Annotated in this window: 23 protein-coding genes; 17 read left to right on the plus strand and 6 right to left on the minus strand. The window is 55.5% G+C overall.

Translation table 11 applies throughout. The features are described 5' to 3' along the window. Window positions 1-4: 4 nt before the first annotated feature. The 8 genes from A3OW_RS26830 (at window position 5) to A3OW_RS27590 (ending at window position 6,176) form a co-directional block, all read left to right on the plus strand. Window positions 5-172 carry a DUF1674 domain-containing protein gene (locus A3OW_RS26830; RefSeq protein WP_020561890.1) on the plus strand — a complete coding sequence of 56 codons (168 nt, stop codon included), beginning with the start codon at window positions 5-7 and terminating at the stop codon, window positions 170-172. A 31-nt stretch (window positions 173-203) separates the two neighbouring features. Continuing rightward, a complete protein-coding gene (gene sdhC, locus A3OW_RS0102695) occupies window positions 204-584 on the plus strand; it encodes a succinate dehydrogenase, cytochrome b556 subunit (protein ID WP_020561891.1) in 381 nt (126 codons plus the stop codon). A gap of 8 nt (window positions 585-592) precedes the next feature. Next, window positions 593-970, plus strand: a complete 378-nt coding sequence (gene sdhD / locus A3OW_RS0102700; protein WP_020561892.1) for a succinate dehydrogenase, hydrophobic membrane anchor protein — start codon at window positions 593-595, stop codon at window positions 968-970. Window positions 971-973: 3 nt separating this feature from the next. Beyond that, the gene (gene sdhA, locus A3OW_RS0102705) at window positions 974-2,758 is read left to right on the plus strand and encodes a succinate dehydrogenase flavoprotein subunit (protein WP_020561893.1); all 1,785 of its coding nucleotides are present in this window, start codon (window positions 974-976) and stop codon (window positions 2,756-2,758) included. Then, complete coding sequence (locus A3OW_RS0102710) at window positions 2,758-3,543, plus strand: succinate dehydrogenase iron-sulfur subunit (RefSeq protein WP_020561894.1); 786 nt, start codon at window positions 2,758-2,760, stop codon at window positions 3,541-3,543. Before sdhA ends, A3OW_RS0102710 begins: the two co-directional genes overlap by 1 nt. Continuing rightward, window positions 3,543-3,797: an FAD assembly factor SdhE gene (locus A3OW_RS0102715; RefSeq protein ID WP_020561895.1), complete on the plus strand. Its 255-nt coding sequence runs from the start codon at window positions 3,543-3,545 to the stop codon at window positions 3,795-3,797. Before A3OW_RS0102710 ends, A3OW_RS0102715 begins: the two co-directional genes overlap by 1 nt. Before the next feature lie 94 nt (window positions 3,798-3,891). After that, window positions 3,892-6,018: an SLC5/6 family protein gene (locus A3OW_RS27485; RefSeq protein WP_020561896.1), complete on the plus strand. Its 2,127-nt coding sequence runs from the start codon at window positions 3,892-3,894 to the stop codon at window positions 6,016-6,018. Then, entirely contained in the window at window positions 6,015-6,176 is a 162-nt protein-coding gene (locus tag A3OW_RS27590) for a hypothetical protein (RefSeq protein WP_020561897.1), read from the plus strand. Before A3OW_RS27485 ends, A3OW_RS27590 begins: the two co-directional genes overlap by 4 nt. A 401-nt stretch (window positions 6,177-6,577) precedes the next feature. Here A3OW_RS27590 and A3OW_RS0102735 read toward each other — a convergent pair whose 3' ends face one another. Next, window positions 6,578-8,392 carry a peroxidase family protein gene (locus A3OW_RS0102735; protein ID WP_198291279.1) on the minus strand — a complete coding sequence of 605 codons (1,815 nt, stop codon included), beginning with the start codon at window positions 8,390-8,392 and terminating at the stop codon, window positions 6,578-6,580. A 362-nt stretch (window positions 8,393-8,754) separates the two neighbouring features. Between A3OW_RS0102735 and A3OW_RS0102740 the strand changes: the two genes are divergently transcribed. From A3OW_RS0102740 to A3OW_RS0102760, 5 genes are read left to right on the plus strand one after another with little or no spacing between them, the layout of a single operon-like run. Then, window positions 8,755-10,233: a complex I subunit 4 family protein gene (locus A3OW_RS0102740; RefSeq protein WP_026223279.1), complete on the plus strand. Its 1,479-nt coding sequence runs from the start codon at window positions 8,755-8,757 to the stop codon at window positions 10,231-10,233. A 2-nt stretch (window positions 10,234-10,235) separates the two neighbouring features. After that, window positions 10,236-13,505, plus strand: coding sequence for a DUF2309 domain-containing protein (locus tag A3OW_RS0102745; protein ID WP_026223280.1), 3,270 nt, complete (start codon window positions 10,236-10,238; stop codon window positions 13,503-13,505). 58 nt (window positions 13,506-13,563) lie between these two features. Continuing rightward, a complete protein-coding gene (locus A3OW_RS0102750; RefSeq protein WP_020561902.1) occupies window positions 13,564-15,126 on the plus strand; it encodes a proton-conducting transporter transmembrane domain-containing protein in 1,563 nt (520 codons plus the stop codon). A gap of 8 nt (window positions 15,127-15,134) precedes the next feature. Further along, window positions 15,135-16,706 (plus strand): complex I subunit 4 family protein, encoded by a 1,572-nt coding sequence (locus A3OW_RS0102755; protein WP_033411964.1) that lies wholly within the window; start codon window positions 15,135-15,137, stop codon window positions 16,704-16,706. Further along, window positions 16,703-18,259 carry a complex I subunit 4 family protein gene (locus A3OW_RS0102760; protein ID WP_020561904.1) on the plus strand — a complete coding sequence of 519 codons (1,557 nt, stop codon included), beginning with the start codon at window positions 16,703-16,705 and terminating at the stop codon, window positions 18,257-18,259. Before A3OW_RS0102755 ends, A3OW_RS0102760 begins: the two co-directional genes overlap by 4 nt. A 21-nt stretch (window positions 18,260-18,280) precedes the next feature. On the opposite strand, the gene A3OW_RS0102765 is transcribed toward A3OW_RS0102760, so the two are convergent. Further along, complete coding sequence (locus tag A3OW_RS0102765) at window positions 18,281-18,841, minus strand: MarR family winged helix-turn-helix transcriptional regulator (RefSeq protein WP_020561905.1); 561 nt, start codon at window positions 18,839-18,841, stop codon at window positions 18,281-18,283. Window positions 18,842-19,081: 240 nt separating this feature from the next. On the opposite strand from A3OW_RS0102765, the gene A3OW_RS0102770 reads away from it, so the two are divergent. Next, complete coding sequence (locus tag A3OW_RS0102770; RefSeq protein WP_020561906.1) at window positions 19,082-19,348, plus strand: DUF2024 family protein; 267 nt, start codon at window positions 19,082-19,084, stop codon at window positions 19,346-19,348. A 333-nt stretch (window positions 19,349-19,681) separates the two neighbouring features. On the opposite strand, the gene A3OW_RS0102775 is transcribed toward A3OW_RS0102770, so the two are convergent. Beyond that, window positions 19,682-20,422: a Crp/Fnr family transcriptional regulator gene (locus A3OW_RS0102775; RefSeq protein WP_051091786.1), complete on the minus strand. Its 741-nt coding sequence runs from the start codon at window positions 20,420-20,422 to the stop codon at window positions 19,682-19,684. Window positions 20,423-20,931: 509 nt separating this feature from the next. On the opposite strand from A3OW_RS0102775, the gene A3OW_RS28990 reads away from it, so the two are divergent. The 3 genes from A3OW_RS28990 (at window position 20,932) to A3OW_RS0102795 (ending at window position 23,065) form a co-directional block, all read left to right on the plus strand. After that, window positions 20,932-21,132, plus strand: a complete 201-nt coding sequence (locus tag A3OW_RS28990; protein ID WP_020561908.1) for a Thivi_2564 family membrane protein — start codon at window positions 20,932-20,934, stop codon at window positions 21,130-21,132. 9 nt (window positions 21,133-21,141) lie between these two features. Continuing rightward, window positions 21,142-22,255, plus strand: a protein-coding gene (locus A3OW_RS26840) for an IS630 family transposase (RefSeq protein ID WP_085984322.1) whose coding sequence is annotated in 2 segments (ribosomal slippage) — window positions 21,142-21,569 and window positions 21,568-22,255 — 1,116 coding nt in all. Because the reading frame shifts where the segments join, the coding sequence is not laid out codon by codon here. Window positions 22,256-22,600: 345 nt separating this feature from the next. Beyond that, entirely contained in the window at window positions 22,601-23,065 is a 465-nt protein-coding gene (locus A3OW_RS0102795) for a BON domain-containing protein (protein WP_020561909.1), read from the plus strand. Between the two features lie 188 nt (window positions 23,066-23,253). On the opposite strand, the gene A3OW_RS0102800 is transcribed toward A3OW_RS0102795, so the two are convergent. The 3 genes from A3OW_RS0102800 to A3OW_RS0102810 form a co-directional block, all read right to left on the minus strand. Beyond that, complete coding sequence (locus A3OW_RS0102800; protein ID WP_020561910.1) at window positions 23,254-23,526, minus strand: GIY-YIG nuclease family protein; 273 nt, start codon at window positions 23,524-23,526, stop codon at window positions 23,254-23,256. A gap of 7 nt (window positions 23,527-23,533) precedes the next feature. After that, window positions 23,534-24,232 carry a VIT1/CCC1 transporter family protein gene (locus tag A3OW_RS0102805; protein WP_026223281.1) on the minus strand — a complete coding sequence of 233 codons (699 nt, stop codon included), beginning with the start codon at window positions 24,230-24,232 and terminating at the stop codon, window positions 23,534-23,536. A 204-nt stretch (window positions 24,233-24,436) separates the two neighbouring features. Continuing rightward, window positions 24,437-24,838 (minus strand): hypothetical protein, encoded by a 402-nt coding sequence (locus A3OW_RS0102810; RefSeq protein ID WP_020561912.1) that lies wholly within the window; start codon window positions 24,836-24,838, stop codon window positions 24,437-24,439. Window positions 24,839-25,160: the final 322 nt, after the last annotated feature.

Below are 25,160 nucleotides of genomic sequence, written 5' to 3' on the forward strand. Positions count from 1 at the left end.
AGCCATGCAGACAGAAAACGAAACAGAAAAGGCAACGAAGGACACGCGCACGCCGGACCGCGGCGAAAGCGCCTCCCGATCGGAGCAGGACCCTGTGGCTACAGAATCCGGCGGGCTCGATCCGACCCGTTACGGAGACTGGGAAAAAAACGGACGCTGCATCGATTTTTGATCAACACCCGACCAAGACACTATCCATAATTATGGCTGCGAATAAGAACAGACCTCTATCCCCACACCTGCAAATCTATAAACTGCCGGTGACGGGAGTCATATCGATTACCCACCGTTTTGCGGGAGTCCTGTTATCGGCCGGTTTGCTGTTTGTGGTTTATCTTTTGTCCATTCTGGTCGAAGGACCCGAAGCTTACGCGGCCATGCAGTCCATCATGAATCAGGGCATCATGAGATTCTTTTTCTGGAGTTTCATTCTCGCTCTCTTCATTCATGTTTGCCACGGCATCCGCCATCTGGTCTGGGACACCGGTAAAACTCTGGAGCGGGAAACTCTGACCCGCTACTCCATTCTGGAGCTGGCGGCATCGGTCGTCCTGACCTTGCTGACCTTCGTTTTGATGCAATGAGGAGCGTTATGAATTACAGATCGCCTTTAGCCAATGCCCAGGGCCTCGGCTCGGCCAAATCGGGCACGTACCATTGGTGGATGCAAAGAGTCACGGCCGCGGCCCTGGTCCCTTTGACCTACGTACTGATCCGGTTTCTGGATTTAAGCCTGAACGCTTCTTTCGAGGAAACCCTGGCGTGGGTGGCCACGCCGTTCCCCGGTATCTGTCTGATCGCCTGGATCGTTGCGGTATTCTATCATTCCGCGCTCGGCCTTCGGGTGGTTGTCGAGGATTACATCGCCGACGAAGGAATGAAAATTGCCGCCATCTGGATGTTGAATCTGGCGCTTCTGTTTCTGGCCATTACCGCATTAATTTCCGTGCTTCGCATCCTGATTGGGTAACTCATGTCCGCAACGTATAAAATTATCGAACACGCTTACGATGTGATCGTCGTCGGCGCCGGCGGAGCAGGCCTCAGAGCGACGTTGGGTATGGCTGAAAAAGGCCTGAAAACGGCCTGCATCACCAAAGTCTTTCCCACCCGCAGCCACACCGTAGCGGCGCAAGGAGGCATCAGCGCAGCCCTGGGCAACATGGGCGAGGACGACTGGCGCTTTCATATGTACGACACCGTCAAGGGTTCGGACTGGCTCGGCGATCAGGACGCCATCGAGTACATGTGCCGCGAGGCGATGAACGCGGTGATCGAGCTGGAACACTACGGCGTGCCTTTTTCCAGAACGCCGGAAGGCAAAATCTATCAGCGTGCCTTCGGCGGCATGACCACCCGTTACGGCAAGGGCAAGGCGCAGCGGACCTGCGCCGCCGCCGACAAGACCGGCCATGCGATCCTGCATACACTGTATCAGCAATCGCTCAGGCGCAACGCCGAATTTTTTATTGAATACGTCGCCCTGGATCTGATTATGGAAGACGGCCAGTGCCGAGGTATTCTCGCATGGTGTCTCGACGACGGCTCGCTGCATCTGTTTAAAGCTCACATGACCGTTTTGGCCACCGGCGGCTATGGGCGGACTTATTTTTCCTGCACTTCGGCCCATACCGTGACCGGCGACGGCAATGCGATGATTCTCAGAGCGGGTCTGCCGCTGCAGGACATGGAATTCATCCAGTTTCACCCGACCGGCATCTATGGTTCCGGCTGCCTGATTACCGAAGGCGTACGAGGGGAGGGAGGCTACCTTACCAATTCGGAAGGCGAACGCTTCATGGACCGATACGCGCCGTCGGCCCGGGACCTGGCTTCGAGAGACATCGTCAGCCGGGCGATGACCATCGAAATCAACGAAGGGCGCGGCGTCGGCAAATCGAAGGATCACATCTACCTGCACATCGAACACCTGGATCCCGCGATTATTCACGAACGGTTGCCCGGCATTGCCGAAACCTCCCGGATTTTTGCCGGCGTCGACGTCACCAAAGAACCGATTCCGGTCCTGCCGACCGTTCATTACAATATGGGCGGGATTCCGACCAATTACAAAACGGAAGTGGTCACGCTCGCCGACGGCAATCCCGATAAAGTCGTGCCCGGCCTAATGGCCGTCGGCGAAGCGGCCTGCGTCTCGGTGCACGGTGCCAATCGACTGGGCTCCAACTCGCTGCTCGATCTCATCGTCTTCGGGCGGGCCGCCGCGCTCCGCTGCGCCGAACTGATCAACCCGGGATCGGCGCACAAGCCTTTGCCGAAAAACGCCTGCGATGCGGCTTTGGCCCGTTTCGACAAAATCCGTCATGCCAAGGGCAGCCGCAGCACCGCCGATATTCGGTTGGACATGCAAAAAACCATGCAGACCAAAGCCGCGGTATTTCGAACCCAGTCGACTCTGGACCAGGGCATACGGGCCATCGCCGAGATTCGGGCTTCCTTCCAGGAGGTGCGGGTCAACGACCGTTCGCTGATCTGGAATACCGATCTGGTGGAAACGCTCGAACTGGACAATCTTCTCGCCCAGGCCCAGGTTGCGGTCACCGCCGCAGGCAACCGCAAGGAAAGCCGGGGCGGCCATGCGCGCGAAGACTACCCCGACCGCGACGATCTCAACTGGCTGAAGCATACCCTGACCTGGCTGCCCGACGATCAGGTCAGGATCGATTACCGGCCGGTCCATATGTACACGCTGACGGATGAAGTCGAGGTTTTTCCACCCAAAGAGAGGATTTATTGATGGCCGAATTCAGCTTGCCGAAAAATTCGAAGATCACCCAGGGAAAAACGTTTCCGGCCCCTGCCGGTACACGCCAGGTCCGCCGTTTCGAAATTTACCGATGGGATCCCGACAGCGGCGAGAATCCGCGTATCGACGTTTTCGAACTCGATAAGGAACACTGCGGCACCATGGTGCTCGACGCCATCATCAAAATCAAGAACGAAATCGACAGCACGCTGACCTTCAGGCGTTCCTGCCGCGAAGGCATTTGCGGTTCCTGCGCCATGAACATCGACGGCAGAAATACCCTGGCCTGTATCAAAGCCATCGACTCCTGCCCGGACACCGTCAAGATCTACCCGCTGCCGCACCTGCCGGTCATCAAGGATCTGATTCCGGATACGACGCACTTTTTCGCCCAGTACGCGTCGATCAAACCGTGGATCGAAACCCAGACGCCGCCGCCCGCCGACAGCGAACGGCTGCAGAGCCGGGAGGACCGCGCCAGACTGGACGGTTTGTACGATTGCATTCTCTGCGCCTGCTGCTCGACCAGTTGCCCCAGTTACTGGTGGAACAGCGAACGTTATCTGGGCCCTGCGGTACTTTTACAAGCCTATCGCTGGCTGGCGGACAGCCGGGATGAAAATACCGGCGCCCGCCTCGATCAACTGGAAGATCCGTTCAAGTTGTATCGTTGCCACACCATCATGAACTGTACCGATACCTGCCCCAAGAACCTGAATCCGGCCAAAGCCATTGCCGAAATCAAAAAGCTTCTGTTAAAAAGACAGGAAGGCTGATGAAGCCGCTGGAGCGGCTCAGATGGCAGTGCCGGCGCGGCGCACTGGAGCTGGACCTGATCCTTGAGGCCTATCTCGATACGCACTACAGGCAGGCGGACGACGATGAAAAAAAGCGTTTCAACGATCTTCTCGAATGGGAAGACGATGAATTGCTGGCCGTGCTGCTCGGCGACAAGCCGCCGGATGCGGCCGGTTTTGACGTCCTCATCGCCAGGCTCAAACGGATGCGGACAGGCGATTCGCCGGCCTAACAAAAGAATCGGCGCAGGATGCAGAGCCCGTTCAGTAAAGACATGGGTCGATCCGCCCGAATCCCGTAAAATTCAATTTGCATCCGGATAACTTATGGCTCAGCAATCCACCCGTCATGCTCCCGAGGCCTGGAGTTCGAAACTGGGCGTCATTCTTGCCGTGGCCGGCTCCGCGGTCGGCCTGGGCAACTTTTTGCGCTTTCCGGGCCAGGTCGCGGCTAACGGCGGCGGGGCGTTCATGATTCCCTATTTCATCTCTTTCCTGGTGGTCGGCATTCCGATCTGCTGGGCGGAATGGGCCATGGGCCGTTACGGCGGACGTTTCGGATTCAATTCGGCTCCGGGGATTTTCTCGGTTCTCTGGCGCCATCCCGTGGCCAAGTATTTCGGCGCGCTGGGGCTGCTGATTCCGGTCATCATCTACATGTATTACGTCTACATCGAGTCGTGGTGTCTGGCCTATACCTGGTACTATCTGACCGGCGATCTGGACCTGGGGCGGAATCCTGCGCTGTACAACGCTTTTTTCACTCATTACACCGGCATGCGCGAGCATGGCGCGGTGTTCAAGGACGGCAGCCAGGCGGCTTTCCGGTTTTTTCTGCTGGTCTTTCTGATCAACTTTTTATTTATATACCGCGGCTTATCCCGCGGCATCGAAAAATTTTGTAAAATCGCGATGCCGATGCTGATCCTGGCGGCCGTCGCCATAGCGCTGCGCGTGCTGACGCTGCCGGAGCAGCCCATGCCGCAGCCCTGGCAGGAAAGCCTGCCGCAGGCGCTGCCGGCATCCGAATGGCATCGATTGCAGGCGCTGGCGCTGAATCCGGAAACCGTTCCGGAGGGCTTTAAAGCCGAAGTGGAAAAGACTATCGGCGAGCATTTGCGCCATCAATTGCACTTCGCCGGTTCGGAAAAATCCCATGCCATGGTCCTGCCGCCGTCGGGTTTTGCCAAATCACAGGCGGCCTATGCGCTGGACATGGCGGAACTGCGCGCCGCGGAGGCCCATCAACGTCTGCAAGCCTGGTTGAAATCCGAACGGACCCGAATTTCCGAAGAGGCGAAGTCGGAGCTGCGCAAGTTGGAACTTCAGGAACTCAAACTCGACGGAGAAGCCGATGACAATTCGCAGCTCCGTACCGCGATTGACCGATCCCGGCGCGGTTTGTTGCCCAAGCCGCCCGCGGCCGACGTGGACGGCATCGAGCAATCCTTTCGGGCGGTCAAGGGCGCTTCCGCATACGGCGATCCCGGGCATCTGCTGCTGCGGGAGGCGGCGCTCCAGTTGGCCGAGCAACCCCGGACCGTTGCCAACGGACTCGGCTACATGTGGAATCCGGACTTTGAAAAACTCAAGAATCCGTCGGTATGGCTGGCGGCCGCGGGGCAAATCTTCTTTTCGCTGTCGGTCGGTTTCGGCATCGTGCTGACCTATGCCAGCTATTTGCGCCGGGACGATGATGTTGTGCTGTCCGGCTTGACCGCCTCGGCTACCAACGAATTTTGCGAAGTCTGTCTGGGCGGTCTGATTGCGATCCCGGCCACGTTCATTTTTTTGGGCTCGGCGTTTACGATGGAAGCTTTGGCCGGCTCGTCCTTCGGACTGGGCTTCAATACCTTGCCCACCGTTTTCGGCAACATGCCCGGAGGGCGCTGGTTCGGAGCGCTGTGGTTCGCTTTGTTGTTTCTCGCGGCCATCACCAGTTCGCTCAGCATGCTCCAGCCGGCCATTGCGTTTCTGGAAGAAGGCTTCGCGCTGAAACGCCGGGTCAGCGTCGCCATGCTGGGATTATTGACCATGAGCGGTGCGCTGCCGGTGATTTATTTTTCCGGAAACGCCGTCGTGCTCAGCACGATGGACGATTGGATCGGCACGGTCGCCATCTACGTATTGGCCACGATCGAAGTTCTGGTGTTCGGCTGGATCATCGGCATCGACCGGGGAATGGAAGAAGCCCATCGGGGCGCCAATATGCGTATTCCCGGATTCTTCCGTTTCATCCTCAAGTACGTCACGCCTTCGTTTCTGCTGATCATATTGGGAAGTTGGCTGGTGGATGCCCTGCCGGCCAAACTGGCTGCGATTCACGAGCAGCCCGAAATATTACTGACCGTGGTCTATCTGACGATCGTTTTTGCATTTCTGGCCTTGATGGTGGCGATCGCCGGCGAAAATTGGCGGAACAACGGCAAAGGCGAGCGCGAGGTGGACTTATGACCACCGTCGGCTTGATTATGATGATTCTGAGCAACGGGCTCGTCCTGGTGTTGACGGCCTATTGTTTTTATCGGGTCTGCCGCGCACCGGACGCGGAAAAGCACGAACACGGCATGCTCGACATCGATACGCGCGATGCCGAGTCGTCAAACGAATGAGCCGGGGACGCTTCGGAAGGGAATAAGAAAAACCTTGCCGATTTTGCTTTATCCGGTTAAAGATCCAAGACCGTCGATGCCGAACGCATGAATCGGGTGCAGCCTCCGCCTCGCAGGTAATTTTTACATTCTGCCGGAGTCAATGCGGTTGCGCTACGGTCTGACCGTCAACAAGGAGCGCCCATAACTTGTCAAATTTTTTTCTTGACGTTGGCAACGGTAAGTTGCTTCTCCTGCAGATTGACGCCGGTGCGGCGATTGTCATTGTGATGGCTTAGGATGTTTACCCGGCCCAGGACTGGCGGTGCCGCAACCGCAACCATTACCAGAACGACGCAACTTCGAAACGTCAGATTGACGTCTCTCGTTTTACTCCCCTTTATACCGAGATAACGTCAAAATTAGTTTCCCAATGCGTGATTAACGAAATCGGGCATGTCGAAAGCTTTCCCTTTGCCGATAGCCGGGTGCCATGCCGGTGCCTGCCGCAACAGCGAATGGCCGTCGTTCAACATTAAGCCGACAAAGGTTTCGACGACGATACGGCTGCCTACAGGCCCGAGTTGCACCGGCGTATCCTCTTCTCCGCCGTTCTGCCGCCAATCGTGCTGCGCCTCGGCGAGTACGTAGTACCATAATGGCGCTTTGCCGGAGAAACTCGGATCAATGGTATTTAAGGCATTCAGCTTATCGTACTCATCGGCGTTAGTAGCCTTGCCGACTTTCAGCAGATCATCGGCAAGAGGCTCGAGCCCCATTGCCCGTGCAACGTCCTGGCCGGAAGGCAACCCCATAGCCATGCCGCGCAAGAGATTACGTAGCGCCAAATTCGGTATCTCCTTCTTATCTAAAGGCTTGGGCTGAAGCTGCGCGATATCGGTCAACGGCGATGCCGGCGTAGACATATCGATTTTGGAAAACTCCGCCAAAAAGGCCAGCGGATTCACCAACGAGGTATCGATTTTATATGCCGGTTGCGTGCGGTCTTTGCCGATACGGCTGTCTTTATCGCCGCTGAGATCAAAGAATAAGTTCCAATCAATGCCCCATTCCTTCGGAAATTCGTCAAACCCGTTGAGGCCACGCTGCTTGAGGCCGGCGAAGATGAACTGCCGGCCATCAATACCGCGTTCGCGTTCATTAGGACGAGTATCGTCGGGATGATTACCTCCGCTTAGTTTGGTATTCAAGCGGTAGATCGGGCGCACCATGGAATGCCCGAAACGGTAAGCGGCGACCGAGAATTCGACCGGCATGAAGGCTTCATTTTTAGGCTTGTAGAATAATAGCCTCGGCTTATCTTCGAAAATGGACCGGCCACTGGCCAAATGCGGCAGCACGCTTTCGATAATGTCTCGGCGGGCGACTTTGTAGAGAAAATCGTACAGTACGACGTATTGATAATGCCAACGGACTTGCCGCTGAATTTCACTGAAACTGTAATGCTTGTTGTCGTCGGCTAACCGGTTGTGAAACTGTAAGAAAATTGAGTGCAACTGGCTGACGATCACGTTTTCATCGTTGCGCTTGTCGCCGATCAAAGCTCGGTTATGAACCGTGCCGTCAGGATCAACCCAACGATGACGCGGTAAATCATGCGCGATAACAGCGCCGTTCGGCCCTTCCAATAATTCGCGCCCAAGTTGAAACTTACGGCCGCGGCCGTCGTACATGTACGGTTGATCATCCGGACCTCTTCCGTAGAGGCAATCGAGGTCAAAACGCGGCGTACGAAAATCCACCAGTGCGTCGACATCGTTGCGTTTCTGCAGACTACTGGCCGGATCGAAAGTGAGATCGTGGTCGATGAATTGACCGAGATAGGTATAGCCTGAATCGATGCCACTGTTTTCTTCGTCGTCGTGCAAGCGGCTGGCTTGCCCCTCTTCACTCGGCGCGAAGGGAAGGTTTGTTCCTTCCGCCAATTCTGGATCTGAAGCCATTCCTCCTTCGTCGTGTCCGTTGCCTGCAAGTTGTCGCAGCGCCTCTTCCGGCCATTCGGCTGCCGGCAAATTACGGAATATGCGCCCGAAGCGGCCTTCGGCTTGGGAAGAGCGGCGATCGAAATCGGCACCGCGAACTGCGCCGTGCGATGAGTTTTTCTTACCTGGTAATGTCTTCATAAAAGTCCCCTGTTCTAAGTTAAGAAATAATTCCGCCTGTATTCGCCGCCGGTAGATAAGGCGGAATTTGGGCGGAAAACCCGATACAGCCATTTCGCGGCATGAGATGACGACTTGCTTCGATTCAAGGAATAACGAAAACCGCCATTCAGGCTCAGGGGCCAACGGTCGTCAGGATGCGTTCACCGTTGGCATGAAATTCAAAGCCAGACTTTCCATTTTCAAATGAAAAAAACAGCGGCTCGGCTTAACCGAAGTTAAGCGGTAAATTCACTGAAAACTGCCTTATAAATCAGGGTTTAAGAATGGGAATGATTTCAGCTTATAGGCGTAAGATATGAATGTCAATAGGTGATAAATATTATGCAGACTAAAACTTGCCTATGAAGAGTCTGAAGGTATAATTGTCGGGCTTTAAATCCTCCCGCAAACTCATAATCTACAGGAAAAAAATCATGGGGATTCTTAGCGTGTTGCTATGGACTCCGGCTGTTGGAGCTCTGCTCTTGGCTAGTATTCCCTATCAGAAGGTCTTCATTATCCGCAGCATCGCCCATCTGACGGCCGCTTTTGTTTTTCTGCTGAGCTGCTGGCTGCTGGCCGGCTTCGACCGGCAAAATTCTTCGTTGCAATTCATCGAATATTTTCCGCTCAATCCCGATCTCGGCAGCGCTTATGCGCTCGGCGTCGACGGTCTCTCGATGCCCATGCTGGTCCTGGCCACATTGCTGACCTCGATCGCTTTGCTGGCGTCGTTGTCCATTTCCTCGAGCGTTAAAGGCTATCATATCTGCGTTCTCCTGCTGGAATTCGGCATGTTGGGCGTTTTTCTGGCGCAGGACTGGGCTTTATTCTATATATTCTGGGAAGTCACTTTGATTCCCCTGTTTTTTTTGATCGGCCGATGGGGCGGCAAACGGCGCCATACGGCCAGTCTTAATTTCGTGCTGTATACGATGGGCGGTTCGATTTTCATGCTGATCAGTCTCCTGGCCATCAGCCGGTACGATCTCGAGCACAGCGGCTCTCTGATGTCTTCGATGAATCAGGTGGCCCAGGGCATGCCCCGCTATGAACAGGTGCTGGTGCTGTTGGGATTTCTTATCGGTTTCGGCGTCAAAATGCCGGTTTTCCCGTTACACGGCTGGCTGCCGCTGGCTCACGTGGAAGCGCCCAGTGCCATCAGTATCCTGCTCTCCGGCATATTGCTGAAAATGGGCGCCTACGGCCTGCTCAGAGCGATCGTGATGCTTCCGGAGGCGGCTGAAATTTTACAATGGCCGCTGGCGTTGCTGGCTCTGTTCAGCATGCTGTACGGCGGCTTGCTGGCCTGGCGGCAAAGCGATCTGAAAGCGATGGTCGCCTATTCGTCCCTGAGCCACATGGGCGTCGTGCTGCTGGGAATGGCGGCCTTGAACGAATCGGGCATCACCGGCGCCGTGCTGCAGATGACCGCGCACGGCCTGGTGGCCGCTTCGCTGTTTCTGCTGGTCGGACTGCTTTACGAGCGCACGCTGACCCGCAATGTCCAGGACTACAGTTCACTGGTGCAGGTCATGCCCCGGTTTGCCCTGTTCACGACCCTGACCCTGCTGGCGGCGCTGGGGCTGCCGGGCACCGTCGGGTTTGTCGCCGAACTCCATGCGCTGATCGGCGGATTTCAAGAATGGGGCGGGGTGATGGCTTTGTTCAGCCTGAGTGTTCTGATCGGCGCGGCTTATTGCATGCGGACCATCGGCCTGTTGTTCACCGGTCCGGTAAAGCCCCAGATGCGGCAGATTGAAGATCTGAGGCCGCTGGAACTGTTGCCTGCGGGAATGCTGGCCGGGGGGCTGGTCGTGTTCGGCGTGGCCCCGGCGCCGCTGATTTATCTGTCTTCAGCCACCATTGCCCAGATCGATCATACGATCCAGCTTCGCCTGGTGCAGGAATAAGAATGCGGCGATCGTTATCAGCAAACTCGAACGAGATGGCCGCCCTACGCGACCTCGTCAAAGAGGCATTGCAGCATCTTGATCACGTTCTGCCGGGGCAGGGGCCGATTCTTGATTTCGTCCACCACAATACGCTGCACGGCTATCAGCATCTGCCTTTCGAAGAGGCTCTGGCGGCCTGCGAAGCGCTGACGGGCGTGTCGGGTTATCTGCCCGAAGTAAAATTCCGGGAATTTTACCGGAACGGACGCATTAGCGAAGAGGACTTGTCCGCCGCGCTGTCGCACGAGCTTCAAACGGCCGCCGAACAAGTCCTGCTCTATCTGCCCGGCCGCAATATCGTCCGGAAGGAAATTTACCGGATTGCGTTGTTGTACGATCTGCAGGCGATTACCGTCAGTCAGTTGCACTGGAACGCGCAGGAGCTGAACGCGCTGGATGCGCCGCAGGCGGATCTGCCCGAACCGATCAGGCAACAATACCGGAAGGGCGAAAGCGGCACGCCGCCTGCCGGCATCCGGCCGCTCTGGCGCAGCCTCCTGGAACAGCTCGAACTCGACGGAGATATGCCTCATCCCGAGAACATGCTCGATCTCTCGACCGAGCAGGCCGAGGCCTGGCTTAACCAGGTTCTTCAGGATACCGGGGAAAACTCGAAGGCTTCGATTCATCTGGCCACCCGCCAACATATTCTGTCCTCCCTGAACGAGCTGCTGGATCGGATCGGCGAAAGCATTTCCTTGCGCGGTTTTATTGCCGCCTTGAGCGGAAGGGATATTTTTGACTTCGTGCGGCCTCAACTGATCCGCATTTGCGCCGCTTCGCTGGACGAGGGCGTAGCCGCATGGCGCCGGCCCGTGCGCTACGAGTCCGGCCAGAAACCGAGCTGGCGGGAAGTTTTGCGCTACGACGCCAATCCATTTCTGCACGAATTGCCGGAATGGCCGCAGATTTTGCAGCAATTGCCCGCCGATGCGGTGGATGCGATCGTGATTCATTTGTCTCAATTGGATATTCCGCAACAGAAATGGCGGGGCTATCTGCAGCGATTGGCGCTCGAATTGCCCGGCTGGTCGGGAATGATCAACTGGCGCCAGCAGCATCCCGAGTACCGCCCGGCTCACGGCTCCCCGCTGACTCTGGCCGACTATCTGGCGATTCGTCTGACGCTGGACCGGATCTGGCTGACTCAAGTATGCCGGGATCTCTGGAAGATCGAAGCCAGGCTCAGTTCGCTTGAAGCTTATTTTCGCAAGAATCTGTCGGAATTCAGTGTGCGCCGGCAATTGTTTCAGGGCGGATTGCCGGAGTATTTGACGCAACAGGCGCAGTCGCTGATCGAGCGCGCCGGCTCCGAGCGGCACGAGCGCAAGGACTGGCAGCAGCTTTCCGACCGGATTCGAACCTGGCAATTCAGTCCGATGGCCGACTCGGCCGCCGCCTGTTCGTTGAATAATCAGGCCTGGCGGCTTTTTCGCCTGTCCCAGCACCTGGGGCTGGGACAGGCGGATATCGACTCGCTGACTCGTGACGATTGGTTGAATTTGTTGAAAGAACTGGACGGCTTTACGGCAGCCCGCCGCAGTAAAATCTGGCTGGAAGCGTATGAAAGAAATTACCGGGATCATCTGTTCCAGGCCATCCGCGCCAATCAAGGCCGGGGACGCTGGTCCAAACGCGAGCTGCGTCCGGAAGCGCAGATCGCGTTCTGCATGGACGAGCGGGAAGAAAGCTTTCGGCGTCATCTCGAAGAGCTCGCCCCCGCCGTCGAAACCCTGGGCGCGGCCGGTTTTTTCGGTATCGCCATGAACTATCGGGGCCTGGACGACGCGCACGATACGCCCTTGTGCCCGGTAGCGATCCGGCCGGCGCATCAGGTGCGCGAGAAAGTAAAACGCGGCGAAGAAAGCACGTTGAAAGCTCATCTGAGAGGGCATCGATTTTTTCGATGGTTTAATGGTTTGATGCACCGGAATCTGCGCCGGGAGCTCATCGTGGCCTATCCGAAGCTGCTTGTGCTCGCCCCTGTTGTCTTGATCGGACTCCTGGCGGACACGATCATGCCTCACTACTGGCACCGGCTGAACGGGTGGTGGCGGCGTTTCATCGAACCGCCGGTGCCCACCGAACTGCATTTCCAGGCCGACGCTGCCCTGTCGGGCTTTACCGACGGCGAACAGGCCGACCGGGTCGAAGGTTTGCTCAGAACGATGGGCCTTACCGATGGGTTTGCGCCGTTCGTCTGCCTGATCGCCCACGGCTCGACGAGCCTGAACAATCCCCATGAGGCCGCCCACGATTGCGGCGCCTGCGGCGGGCGCCGCGGCGGACCGAACGCCCGTGCGTTCGCGGCCATGGCCAATCGCCGAGAGGTGAGGGCGCTGCTCTCCCGACGCGGTCTTCTTCTGCCGGAAGACTGCTGGTTCATAGGCGCTCAACATGATACCTGCGACGATTCGATGATCTGGTACGATCTGGAAGCGATGCCGCCCGGCCTCGGCTCTTCCTTTAAAAAAATCCTGGACGCAGTAGGCAAAGCGCAGCAGCTTTCGGCTCATGAACGCTGCCGGCGCTTGCTGCCGGCCGAAGGCTCCCTGTCGCCGAAAGCGGCTTACGGGCATGTGCGGCAACGGGCGGCCGATACCAGCCAGGTTCGCCCCGAATACGGACATGCCACCAATGCCGCGGCTTTCATCGGACGCCGGTCGGCGACTCAGGGCTTGTTTCTGGACCGGCGCGTGTTTCTGATTTCATACGACGCCGCGCAGGATCCCGAGGGCGCCATTCTTGAAACTATTTTGCTGACCGCAGGCCCGGTCGGCGCGGGAATCAACCTGGAATATTATTTTTCCACCGTCGACAATGAACGCTTCGGCTGCGGCACCAAAGTGCCTCACAACGTCACCGGTCTGTTCGGGGTCATGGAAGGAGCGGCGAGCGACTTGCGCACGGGCCTACCGTGGCAGATGGTGGAGATTCACGAAGCGATGCGTTTGCAGGTGATCGTGGAGGCCCGGGTCTCGGTGCTCGAGGCTCTGTATCATCGCCAACCCATTTTGCGCGAACTGGTCGGTGGAAGCTGGGTCCATTTGAGCGTGGTCGATCCGGACACCGGCGATATTTGCGTGTTTAATCCGGGGACCGGCTTCGTGTCGTGGCAGGCTTCATCGAAAAAGCCTCCGCGGTTCGCAAGTTCTCCGGATTATTACCGGCAGCAAACCGGGCCGTTGCCGCCGGCGTTGATCCTGCGACCGGATTCTTTAGGAGCCTGACATGCCCGACGCCGCGGCTTCCTTGTCTGCGTTTTTTTGATATCTGCCGGTTGATCTTATGGATGCATTGGTTCTATTGATTCCTCTGTTGCCGTTTCTGGCGTCGATTGCCGTCGGCCTGGGCATTTTATCCGGAGTTCTCGACGGCGAAACGAAGGAAAGCTGGACGGCGGCCATCGTGCTTTGGGGCATGTCCATGTCGTGCCTTTTATCGATGACCTTGCTGGGCGCCGATTTCATCGGCGTCAACAAAGGGGCCGTGCATTTAGGGTTCTGGTTTGCCAGCGACCGTCTCAAAATTCCGGTGAATTTCATTACCACCGGTCTGAACGTCAGGATGGCGGCGTTGTTCTCGCTGCTGATTGCTATAGTGTGCCGTTTTTCGGTGAACTACATGCATCGGGAAACCGGATTTCACCGATTTTTTTTCACGCTCGGACTTTTCTGTTCGGCTATGCTGCTCTTGGTGTTGTCCGGAAATACGGTCGGCACCTTTGCCGGCTGGGAAATCGCCGGATTGTGTTCTTATTTCCTGATCGGCTACGCTTACGACCGTCCTGTGGCAACGCATAACGCCGCCCGCGTCTTCGTGACCAACCGCGTCGGCGACACCGCCTTCATCCTCGGCATCGGTCTTGGCTATATCTGGGCCGAGAGCGTGAACTGGCTCAAGCTGAACGCGCTGGCCGAGCAATTGACTTTCGGCGAGGCGACGGGCATCGCGCTTTGTTTTACCGTGGCGGCCCTGGTCAAGTCGGCGCAATTGCCGTTTTCTTCCTGGCTGGCGCGGGCAATGGAAGGGCCGACGCCGTCCAGTGCGGTTTTTTACGGGGCGGTCATGGTTCATGCCGGCGTTTTTCTGATCCTTCTAACGCATCCGATTATTGAAAAAACCGCTTTCGTGATGATTCTTCTGTCCGCCGCGGGCATACTCACCGCCTGTTACGGTTTTTATGCCGGTTTAACCCAAACCGACATCAAAAGTTCGCTGACCTTCGCCGTCACGGCTCAACTCGGCTTGATGTTTTTCGAATGCGGCATGGGCTGGTGGCAACTGGCCGAATGGCATCTTGGCACACACGCGGTGGTCCGCTGCGCTCAGTTTCTGACGGCGCCTTCGCTGTTGCACAATCTCAAGGGGGTTCCCGTTGCTCCTTTCCACTCGCGTCTTTCCGAACAGCCCTGGGCGTATACGGCGTCTTTGCATCGTTTCTGGCTGGAGCCCATCATCGATTGGGCCCTGGTTAAACCGGTCGGCCGGTTGGGTCAGGATCTGGCTTATTTCGACGATTTCATCGTCGATAAAAGCCTCGGTTCCCCGGCATCGGCGATCAACGCCATTTCTTCCCTGGCTCTGATGGAAGAGCAGAATCTCGGAGCCAGACTGGATAACGATTCCGACGAATTTGCCCAGGGCAGCGGCTTTGCCGGCAAGCTGACCGCCTGGTTCGCTGCTCTCAGCCACTGGTTCGAGGAGCGTTTCGTCTTGCGCGGCATAGGCAAGGACACGCTTCATTACGGCCGTCGCCTGGGCTATGCGGCCAACCGGTTCGAACAGTTGATTCTAAGGCCCCGTTATCTGGTGCTGTTCGTGTTTATTACCTTTCTCGTAGCTTTTTGATGCCTTTGATGGATAATTATGTAAGCTTCTGGCACGAATCGGCGGGGTTTCCGTTACTGACGGCGCTGACGCTGATACCGTTGCTCACCGTGATTGCCGTGCTGATCTCGTCCTCCGGCAGTCGGGCGCGGCTTTGGGCGTTCGCCGGAGCGCTGTTGAACGTCCTGCTGGCCCTGTATCTGCTGATAGTGTTCGATCCGGACGCCAATGGGATTCAATTGTTTGAACGCGTGGAATTTGCCGGGATGACTTACTGCGTGGGCGTGGACGGGGCCAATATCCTGTTCATTCCTCTTGCGGCGATTCTGGCCTTGATGGCTTTGGTGTACACCTTGATTACCCGCCATGCGTCAGACCGTCTCTTCATCGCCTGCCTGCTCGGTTATGAAGGCATTATGATCGGCGCTTTCGCCGCGTTGAACATCATGCAATTCTGGTTGTGGAGCGTACTGGAATTGTTGCCGGTCAGCGTTCTGACGCTGCACGCCGGCACCGGGCAGAACAAGCGTTGGGTCCTCGACCGGTTTTTACAGTACTGGATCAGCGGATTATTGATGACGTTGACCGGTTTTCTGCTGCTTGCCTTCGGTCTGATCGATTCCGAACATCCGTTGACGTTCGACTGGCTGACGCTGAAACAGAACAATGCCTATCTGCACGACGAAATTCTGATCTTCATTCTCCTGTTCTACGGCTTTGCCATTCGCATGCCCTTGTTTCCGTTTCACGGCTGGCTTCCTTTGCTCGCGGAACAAGGCACGGTCGCCAGCGCCGCGATTTTCCTGGTGGGGCTGAAACTGGGCATCTATGCGGTGATCCGTTTCATTTTGCCGATCGTGCCGGGCGTCGCCGAAGTCTGGAGCGATTTTGTCCTGACTCTGGCGGTCATCAGTATTTTTTACGGAGCCTTGCTGGCCTTGATGCAAATCAATATCCGGCGTTTGCTGGCCTTTGCCGTCATCAGCCATACCGGCATGCTGGTCATCGGCTTGTTCTGTTTTAACGATTACGGTCTGGAGGGGAGCATTCTGCTGTCCGCGGCGTACGGTTTGGCGACCTCGGGCATGTTGTTCAGCGTCGGCCTCATCTACGAACGAACCCGCACGGCCTATCTTCCCCGGCTCGGGGGATTGTTCGACACGAACGCCACCATCGCTCTGCTGTTTCTGGTTTCCGTATTGAGCACCATGGTCATGCCGGGAACGCCGGGCTTCGACGCGGCGCATTTGCTTGTCGAGGGCACCATTGAAGAGCGCGGCTGGCTCCTCGCCGTGTTTATTCTGATGGGCAACGTGCTGGCGGCCGCTTTTCTGCTGTGGGCTTTTCAACGCATTTTTCTGGCCACGCCCAAACGTTCCGTTCAGCCTGTCAGTTCGCTCCGTCATCCGGTCAGAAAAGAGCGCATCATTGCGGTGACCGTCTGTTCCCTGCTGATCGGCACGGGTTTTTACACGACACCGTGGCTGAAATTCATTGACCAGGAGGTGGCCGCCATGGGCGAAGGCTATCCCGTGCACGGCAGTTCGAAAGCCGTGGACGTGAAGCCGAGCGGCACGGACGAAGAAGAGGAACAGCCATGAGTGCCACTTTCCCCTGGTTAAGCCTGATTATCGGGCTGCCTTTGGCAGGCGCGCTGCTTTGCGCATGCATACGCCATCTTGCCGCCGCTCAATGGTGCGCGGTATCGATTACCGTTCTGGAACTCGCGGCTACGTTGAAAGTGCTATCCCTCTTTCATGTCGAAGACGGCGATCAATTCCAGTTGGTGGAGAAACACGCCTATCTTCCGGGGCTGAACATCGACTATTTAATAGGCATCGACGGCATTTCCGTCCAGTTTCTACCGCTGTCCGCGCTGTTGACCATGGGCGCCGTCGTTGCCGGCTGGAATACGGCAAATCGGCTGCCGCACTTTCATTTAGCCTTGCTGCTGGCTTTGGAAGGCGTCACGATGGGCGTCTTCACCGCGCTGGATACGGTGTTGTTTTTTTCCTTCTGGGAACTGACGCTGCCTCTTATTTTCTTTTTGATCAGTTTATGGGGCATAGGGCCGGAACGGCGGGGCGCGGCCATGAAATACACCATGTTCATGCTCTTCGGCAGTGTTCCGCTGCTGTTCGGGATCGTCATCCTGGCCGTCAATCATGCCACTGTAGTGGGCGGCCGCATCCCGCAGGATCTGGCTTTCAGTATGCCGGTATTGCTGGAAACGCCTTTGCAGGAGCATTGGCAGACCCTGGTGTTTGTCTTGTTGTTGACCGGTTTTGCGGTAAAAGCTCCGCTGGTTCCTCTGCACACCTGGCTGCCGACCGTGGCCATGGAAGGGCCGGCGCCTGTGACCGCACTTCTGGTCGGCCTGAAACTCGGGGCTTACGGCATCATCCGGTTGGCCATGCCGCTGGCGCCTTTCGCCGCGGTTCAATACAGTTGGCTGCTGGGCATCCTGGGGGCGATCACCTTGATCTACGGCGCCTTGATTGCCCTGCAGCAAACCAATTTACGCCGCTTGCTCGCCTATGCCGGCATCAGCCATGTCGGGCTGATCATCATCGGCATCGCCTCGCTCAACATCCATGGGATACAAGGGACGCTGCTGCAACTTTTTAATTTCGTTTTGTCGGCCGCTTCTCTGATGCTGATCGCCGGCTTTATTCAGCATCGCCTCGGCAGCACGGAAGCGATTCATTTGGGGGGGCTGGCCAAGGTTATGCCGCGCCTGACCGCTTTTTATTTCCTGTTCATGCTGGCCAGCATCGGAATACCCGGCACGAACGGTTTCCCGGCCGAGTTGTTACTGATCGTCGGAGCCTTGACCGCCCATCCCAGCCTGGGCATTACGGCTCTGGCCGGAGCTGTGTTGGGAAGCGCCTACACGTTGAACTATAGCCGGCGGGCATTTTTCGGCCCGGTCACTCATCCGGCGGTCGGCCAGATACAGGACTTAAGACCACGCGAGCTGGCCGTTTTATCTATTCCGGCCGTGTTGGTCCTGATTTTCGGTTTTTTTCCGGACGGCCTGGTCAAAACCGGGGCTGCCGCAACGGAAGCCTGGCTTGACCGCTTACTGGAGCAACCGATTAAAGAAAGCCGCGAATCGGACAGGGGCTGCCATTGGCCGGCAGTTCACGGATAGCCTTTGGGTTCCGGATTCAATTCATGCCACGGAATGTTCCTGACAGATTTTTTCACTATCGTTCTGACTGAGCGGTTCTTTGGTCAAATCGCAGACGAACCCGCTTCCAGTCGGGGTAAAATGGCGGCAGCTTTTGCAAAGACCGAAGGACTGCGACTGATGCGCTTTTTGCAGAGCCAGTAACGCATTGGCGAAAATGATCTCGTTTTGATCGATGTGATAGTTTTTCAAGAGCAGCGTCGCTCGTTTGAACAGCTCCGTGGAGCGGGCTTTGGTCAGGATGGCGGCGCCCTCGGGCAGCAGGTGAAGATGGACCATGCGGCGATCGTTGCTGTCGGATTTCTTTTCGAGAAATCCTTTTTTTTCCAGCAGCAATAACGTTTGCGATACGGTTCCCCGGGTCATGCCCAGATAATTGGCGAGCGCCGCCGGCGTATCGCTGTAACGATTGCAGCGGGATAAATAGTCCAGCACTTGAAAATGAACCGGTTGCAGTCCCAGCTCGGTGCATTTTTTACGTTCTTCCGAACGAATCAGCGCGGCCATCCGTTCTATCAATTCAAATATCTCAAGTTTTTCCATAATTTTCGACGATCCCGGTTAATTAATTATTGACAATAAGAGATATTCTATCATACTCTAAATATGCATCGAATCGATACTATATTTACAATCATTCAAGAAATTTTTTCGATGTAATTTCCAACGTCCGCTTTTGATTGAATGCGAAGATCGAAGCGCGGTTATTATACGATAATATCCTACTTTTAAGCTCCAATAGCATGCCGGTGCCTCGTCACCGGTTTTTTTGAGGAAAACCCAATGCCGATTTCACATGTCTATGACACCTATGCGAAAACAACCAAAGGAACGATCATGCACTTCGATGTGGTACTCGATGAACAGGATCAGGAGAAAGCCATTCGATACGCCAGGGAATGGCTGCAATCGATAGGAGAAGGAGATGCGACCGTGACCAGCGAAAACTGTTATTTTTGTCACAGCGCCGAAGCGCCCGCGGAACTCAGAAAACAAATCGACAGCCAGGGTTATGCCATTTATAAAATGGAAGGCTGCCCCAGGGATTAATCCACTGCGAACAGCTCTGTCTTTTCAATTGGCCGGTTTCGGACTTTCCTTCAGGTAACGGCGGCTCATTGTCAAACAGGGTTTAGAGCATTATCTTGTCGTGTGAGACGAATGCATTCGCTCTATCTCGTCCCGGCCATTCGGAGTCGCAACGCCGGCTTTGCCAATGGTGGAACTGACTGACAGAGCGTGCCTGGCCTTTCCGCTAAGCAATCCAACTCTTGCGGAAGCAAACCTGGCAGATTTTTGAAACCTGCCAGGTCTGTTATGGTTCCGATCCTTGTCTGTTTTGAAAAGCCGTCCGCTTTGACTGTCGACACCGGAGGTCCGAATTCATGCTCTTTCCAATGCCAGCGGGTAGCGGGCGGGATTGAGCGGACAACGGCAAGGCAACAAGCGGTCGAACTCCTGTTTGACCACGGTGTAACATTCGCACACCCGCTCTTCCAGACCCTCCCGGTGCTCGATCGTAATATGCCCGCGGCTGTAGCGGATCAAGCCGGCTTCCTGCAATTTTCCGGCCGCCTCGGTGATGCCTTCCCGGCGCACGCCGAGCATGTTGGCGATGAGTTCCTGAGTCATGACCACCTCATTGGACGGCAGCCGGTCCAGACTCAACAGCAGGCAGCGGCACAACTGCTGATCGATCGAATGATGGCGATTGCACACCGCCGTCTGCGAGATTTGCGTCAGCAACGCCTGGATGTAATGCAGCAGCAATTGGTGCAGCACGCCGTCCCGATTGAATTCGTTCTTCAACAAACTGCCTTTCAAGCGGTAGCAGTCGCCCGCGCTGCGCACCACGGCGCGGTGGGGCATGGTGCCGCCGCCGGTCAACAGAGCGACTCCGATCATCCCTTCGTTGCCGACCACCGCGATTTCGGCCGACGAGCCGTTCTCCAGCTCGTACAGCAGGGAGACGATGCTGGTCGTGGGAAAATAGGCGTAACACAAAGCATCGCCGGATTCGTACAGCACTTCGCCCGTCGGCATCGGCGCCGGTTCCAGGTGCGGCCGGATCCGGTCGAACACCTCGTCGGGCAAGGCGTTAATCAATAAGTTGTGTCTAGGCATAAGGTTTGGCCTCTTCTAAAGAAGGAACAGCGTTATGTCCATCAGACAGTGTTCCGTTAACAACCGTTAAGAAGACTCATGGGTTCCTGACCAGCCGAACTGAGAGTTGGTTAATAGCACTTCACGCAATCGGCTCAACCAAAAGCACCGCCGAAACCCGTCGAATCTTTAATTTAACGTTAATTTGGTTAGTAAAAACAAGACCATAGTGAAATTTATAGAACGTGGCAAAATTGTTAAGTTCAAGTTTTGGATGAATAGCGGTAGTTACTTACCGCTAATCATGAATTAGGCGCTATCTTGCCCTAACTGAAGCAAATTAACGGCGTATGGTATTGAATTACGCCGAAAATCGTCAAAAGTGCCGGTCAGGACCAAATAAAAAACCGATCGAAAGAAGGTCGCCGCGGCAAAACGGCTGAGCCTTCTGTCTGATACCGTACAGACCACAAAGAGTCGGTCCGGTATATTGAATTTGTTTTTGAACGAAATTCAGGAGGAACGCAGTTATGGACCCTATTTCGATAATCATAGGCCTGATCGTGATCGGTATCGTGTTATGGCTGGTCAATACTTACATTCCTATGGATCCAAGAATCAAGCAGATCTTGAACATCGTTGTGATCATTGTAGTAGTCAGTCAATTTAAATCAAAAGGATATATTGGGCTTGTAAGTCACTCTATAGTGGCATTGATGGTTACTGATTGAGGTCAAGCAATGCCAGCTCTTAAATACAAAGTCAATCTGACTGAAGACGAAAAGCGTGGCTTGGAAGCCATGATCAACAAAGGAAAAGCCGCGGCACGCCATCTGACACGCGCGCGAATTTTATTAAAAGCGGCAGCGGGTATTCAGGATAAAGACATTATCCAAGCTTTGGGTGTCTCGGAATCAATGGTGTTGACGACGCGCCAACGGTGTGTGGAAGAAGGCCCGGAAGCCGCCCTGAAAGAACGCCCCCGTCCAGGACGTGCCCCAAAACTGACGGAGAAGCAGGCCGCCCATATTATCGCCTTGGCTTGTAGTGAGGCGCCGACAGGGCATGATCACTGGACCTTGCGGTTGTTGGCGGACAAAGTGGTGGAATTAGCGTATGCCGACCGTTGCAGCTATGAAACCATCCGTCAGCTTTTAAAAAAACACTCTCAAACCCTGGCAGAAGCAAGAGTGGTGCATTCCCGAGGTGAGTGCTGAATTTGTCGCGGCGATGGAAGACGTGCTGGACCTTTATGAAGAACCCTACGATCCGTTGCGCCCGGTTGTGTGTTTCGACGAAAGTCCGAAGCAACTCATTGCGGAAGTCCGCCAACCTCTCCCGCCTGAGCCCGGTCAACCGGCCCGCTATGACACCGGCTATGAACGGAAAGGCGTCTGCGATTTGATGATGATCTGCGAACCTAAACGCGGTTTTCGGCAGGTGGACATCACCGCGCGGCGGACCAAAATCGAATTCGCGCACAGCATGAAGCATATCGCTGAACTTTATCCGGACGCGGCGGTGATCCGGGTGGTGCTGGACAATCTGAATACCCATAAAATGGCGTCTTTGTATGAAGCCTTTCCAGCAGAGCAAGCCCGTGAATTGGCGCGACGGCTGGAGTTCCACTACACGCCCAAGCATGGCAGTTGGCTAAACATCGCTGAGATCGAACTGGCCGTCTTGTCGAACATGTGTTTATCACAGCGGATACCGGACACAGAGAGCCTCCGGCGTGAGGTCGAAGCCAATATCCTACCGCGCAACACCAAGGCGACGCCCGTCAATTGGCGATTTACGACGCAACAGGCACGACGTAAACTGGCTCGCCTGTATCCTTGTGTTTCTTCGTGACTGACTAGTAGTCATTCTGTGGGTATTCAGTGCTTTTGGGCTTTAAGCCGGCTGATTGCAGATCCGCTCTCAAGAAATACAAAACGACTGTGTCTTTGCTTGAACGGTTTAACCACAACATTCAGTTCAAACCCGCCTGCCGAACGGCATTTCACTGATTGATTGTTTTCATTCACAGGAACAGGTTCATTTCGCTCATTTGCAAGACTGAGCACGAGCTTTTCGCCAGTTTAGAGGGATTTAAGCCGATAAAGGAGAGATAAGGTTCCGGCGCCGGCTGCTGTCGATCTTTTATTTTCAGCAGCCTATAGCCGTTTTATCAACATTCACTTTGAGGAATTGACCATGAAAATCTTGAATGCTTTACGAATAATTTCTGCCGATAAGGTGCTTGTGGCTTTATTGGTATCCGCTGTGACGGGACTGACCGCCTGCAAAGAAGAGGGACCTGCCGAAAAGGCGGGCAAAAAGGTGGATCAAGCCGTCGAAAAAACCAATGAAAATATCGAAAAACAATCGGAAGCCATACAGCAGAACGTGGAAAAGAGAGATGAAGCGATGGGGCGTAAATCCGAATCGCTCGGAGAATACGTGGACGACGCCACCATTACTTCCAAAGTAAAAGCGGAAATGATGGCCGACCCCTTGATTGGCGAAAACGACATCGAGGTGGTTACCGATAAAGGCATCGTGAAACTGACCGGTACGGTGAAGTCTCAACAGACGGCCGACAGAGCCGTTGAAATAGCCAACGGCATCAAGGGAGTGCAATCGGTGGAAAGCCATCTGCTGGTGAAAGCCGCGCCGTAAACCGGAAGACAGGCTTCCGGCGGCAGTTGGAGCGCCGATCGGGCGCCGTATCGACTGTTCGCCGGGAGCCGGCGAGATGCCCGAAACCGGCCATAAGATTCTCTCGATGGACGGGGATCGGGATCGAGTTTACAAACAATCCCGCTTTTTCCGGTAAATTCAGGGCTTGATAGCCGCCCCGGCCATTTTCATAAGGTCAATTCATTTACCTTATTGAGTTCGGAAGACAGCAATCTTAATTTGTCGGGCCGAGCCATTTTTTTGATGGCGCATTCCCGTTTGCCGGCGGAGCTGCGGTTATGCCCGGTTTCCAGATACACCAGACGTTGAGGCGGCCTTCCGCGGAAATATTTCGCTCCTCGCAATGTCGAGTGACGGCCGTAACGCCGGCGAATATCGGTAGTGATGCCGGTATAAAGGGTATTATCAGCGCAGAGAATGATATAAACGCTCCAGTTCATGCAAGGATCAAATTGCGGTGCCGAACCATGAACCGACCGCGCCGGTGAGGCCCATCGCCAGAGCGCCCCAAAAAGTGACGCGGAAGGCGCTCTTTACGATTCCGGAGCCACCGGTATAGGCCGCAACCGTTCCCAACAGGGTCAGGAAGAATAAAGAAGCCAGGACAACTGTCAAAACCAGATTCCGGGCAGGCATCAGCAGAATGATCGACAAGGGCAGCAAGCTCCCGGCCGCAAAGGTCGCGGCCGAGGTAACGGCCGCCTGAACCGGCCGGGCCGTGCCGGCGGCTGAAAAAATGCCCAGTTCGTCTCGGGCATGCGCGCCGAGAGCGTCGTGCTTCATCAACTGTACCGCGACCTGTTCGGCCAGAACGGGATCCAGTCCACGCAAAATGTAGATACGAGTCAACTCGTTCTGCTCGTAGTGCCTGTCTTCCGCCAGTTCCTTGCGTTCACGGGCCAAATCGGCCTGTTCGGTGTCCGCTTGCGAGCTGACGGAAACGTATTCGCCTGCCGCCATCGACAACGACCCGGCCACTAATCCGGCAATGCCGGCCAACAGAATCTCGTCCCGAGACGCCTGCGAGGCCGCGATGCCGACAATCAAACTGGCCGTGGAGATAATGCCGTCGTTGGCGCCCAATACGGCGGCCCGCAGCCAGCCGATGCGATGGGAACGATGTCTTTCCGAATGGAGTGTAGGCATTTTTGCAAGCCGTGATAAAAATTTTTCCGGAAAAGCCGGGAATCGTGCGAGCACTGCCGCCGTTTTCAAGCCGTTCAAAATCGCCCGCAGAGAAAGAACGGGCGACGTTTTTTCTTACTGTCCTCAAGGAACGGCAGCCTACCGGTCATACCGCTACCGTAAAAATGCCTTGTTCTACCTCCGGTTCGACGAGAGTTGCCGGAGTTATTTAACCTTGACCAGTTCCTTGCCGTTGCTGGAAAAGCGGCAAATGCCCGTGACAAAGTTGTCGCAGTCTTTGGACTGTTCGATTTTTGCGCCGGTCGGGCTCAGAGTTACCTTCAACTGACAGGAGGTCGCCTCGCTTCCCGAATGCTGTTTGAAGACCAATACATTGTCGCTCTCCATCCTGCCTTCGCCGGCCATTTCGCCGGAACAGGCTCGTGCGTCCGTCTCGTTGGCGTTGGGTTCAAAGTTGACGTCGGCGCTGGCAGTGATCTTGTCGTCGATTTTGGTGATTTTCAAATGCTGGACATGGTTGCCGTCGCGCAGCACATAATGATCCGTGACCGCATAGGCTGCATGGGACGCCAGCAAAGTAGCCGCTAAGATCAAACTTTTCTTCATGGATTCGCTCCTTTTGTGATGATTATTATAAATTCAACGGGAAATGGGGCCTCTGTGCGAGAGCAATGCCGTTAAGTTAAAAAGAGGAATTCGTCATTCCGGCAAAGAATGCCGGAATCCAGATGCCAGGGATGGCAAGCTTTAATACATCCTTGTAGTCTGTATCTCGGCAATCCATGCCGAAATGACGGCTTAACTTAACGGCATTGTGTGCAAGGGTCGGCCTGCATGCGGTTTTTGAGACCGTCGCCGAAGAAGCCCATTCTGCCGAGCATCATTTTACCTCAGAGAAGGTTATCGTCCCAAGGAGATCGACATCAAA

Origin of the sequence: Methylosarcina fibrata AML-C10, from assembly GCF_000372865.1 — a bacterium.
Classification (GTDB): Bacteria; Pseudomonadota; Gammaproteobacteria; order Methylococcales; family Methylomonadaceae; genus Methylosarcina; species Methylosarcina fibrata.

Bases quoted from the DNA above. Each gene is read 5' to 3' on its own strand.
- A3OW_RS26830 (WP_020561890.1), top strand. From the start codon at position 5: ATGCAGACAGAAAACGAAACAGAAAAGGCAACGAAGGACACGCGCACG.
- sdhC (WP_020561891.1), top strand. From the start codon at position 204: ATGGCTGCGAATAAGAACAGACCTCTATCCCCACACCTGCAAATCTAT.
- sdhD (WP_020561892.1), top strand. From the start codon at position 593: ATGAATTACAGATCGCCTTTAGCCAATGCCCAGGGCCTCGGCTCGGCC.
- sdhA (WP_020561893.1), top strand. From the start codon at position 974: ATGTCCGCAACGTATAAAATTATCGAACACGCTTACGATGTGATCGTC.
- A3OW_RS0102710 (WP_020561894.1), top strand. From the start codon at position 2,758: ATGGCCGAATTCAGCTTGCCGAAAAATTCGAAGATCACCCAGGGAAAA.
- A3OW_RS0102715 (WP_020561895.1), top strand. From the start codon at position 3,543: ATGAAGCCGCTGGAGCGGCTCAGATGGCAGTGCCGGCGCGGCGCACTG.
- A3OW_RS27485 (WP_020561896.1), top strand. From the start codon at position 3,892: ATGGCTCAGCAATCCACCCGTCATGCTCCCGAGGCCTGGAGTTCGAAA.
- A3OW_RS27590 (WP_020561897.1), top strand. From the start codon at position 6,015: ATGACCACCGTCGGCTTGATTATGATGATTCTGAGCAACGGGCTCGTC.
- A3OW_RS0102735 (WP_198291279.1), bottom strand. From the start codon at position 8,392: ATGGCTGTATCGGGTTTTCCGCCCAAATTCCGCCTTATCTACCGGCGG.
- A3OW_RS0102740 (WP_026223279.1), top strand. From the start codon at position 8,755: ATGGGGATTCTTAGCGTGTTGCTATGGACTCCGGCTGTTGGAGCTCTG.
- A3OW_RS0102745 (WP_026223280.1), top strand. From the start codon at position 10,236: ATGCGGCGATCGTTATCAGCAAACTCGAACGAGATGGCCGCCCTACGC.
- A3OW_RS0102750 (WP_020561902.1), top strand. From the start codon at position 13,564: ATGGATGCATTGGTTCTATTGATTCCTCTGTTGCCGTTTCTGGCGTCG.
- A3OW_RS0102755 (WP_033411964.1), top strand. From the start codon at position 15,135: ATGGATAATTATGTAAGCTTCTGGCACGAATCGGCGGGGTTTCCGTTA.
- A3OW_RS0102760 (WP_020561904.1), top strand. From the start codon at position 16,703: ATGAGTGCCACTTTCCCCTGGTTAAGCCTGATTATCGGGCTGCCTTTG.
- A3OW_RS0102765 (WP_020561905.1), bottom strand. From the start codon at position 18,841: ATGGAAAAACTTGAGATATTTGAATTGATAGAACGGATGGCCGCGCTG.
- A3OW_RS0102770 (WP_020561906.1), top strand. From the start codon at position 19,082: ATGCCGATTTCACATGTCTATGACACCTATGCGAAAACAACCAAAGGA.
- A3OW_RS0102775 (WP_051091786.1), bottom strand. From the start codon at position 20,422: ATGCCTAGACACAACTTATTGATTAACGCCTTGCCCGACGAGGTGTTC.
- A3OW_RS28990 (WP_020561908.1), top strand. From the start codon at position 20,932: ATGGACCCTATTTCGATAATCATAGGCCTGATCGTGATCGGTATCGTG.
- A3OW_RS0102795 (WP_020561909.1), top strand. From the start codon at position 22,601: ATGAAAATCTTGAATGCTTTACGAATAATTTCTGCCGATAAGGTGCTT.
- A3OW_RS0102800 (WP_020561910.1), bottom strand. From the start codon at position 23,526: ATGAACTGGAGCGTTTATATCATTCTCTGCGCTGATAATACCCTTTAT.
- A3OW_RS0102805 (WP_026223281.1), bottom strand. From the start codon at position 24,232: ATGCCTACACTCCATTCGGAAAGACATCGTTCCCATCGCATCGGCTGG.
- A3OW_RS0102810 (WP_020561912.1), bottom strand. From the start codon at position 24,838: ATGAAGAAAAGTTTGATCTTAGCGGCTACTTTGCTGGCGTCCCATGCA.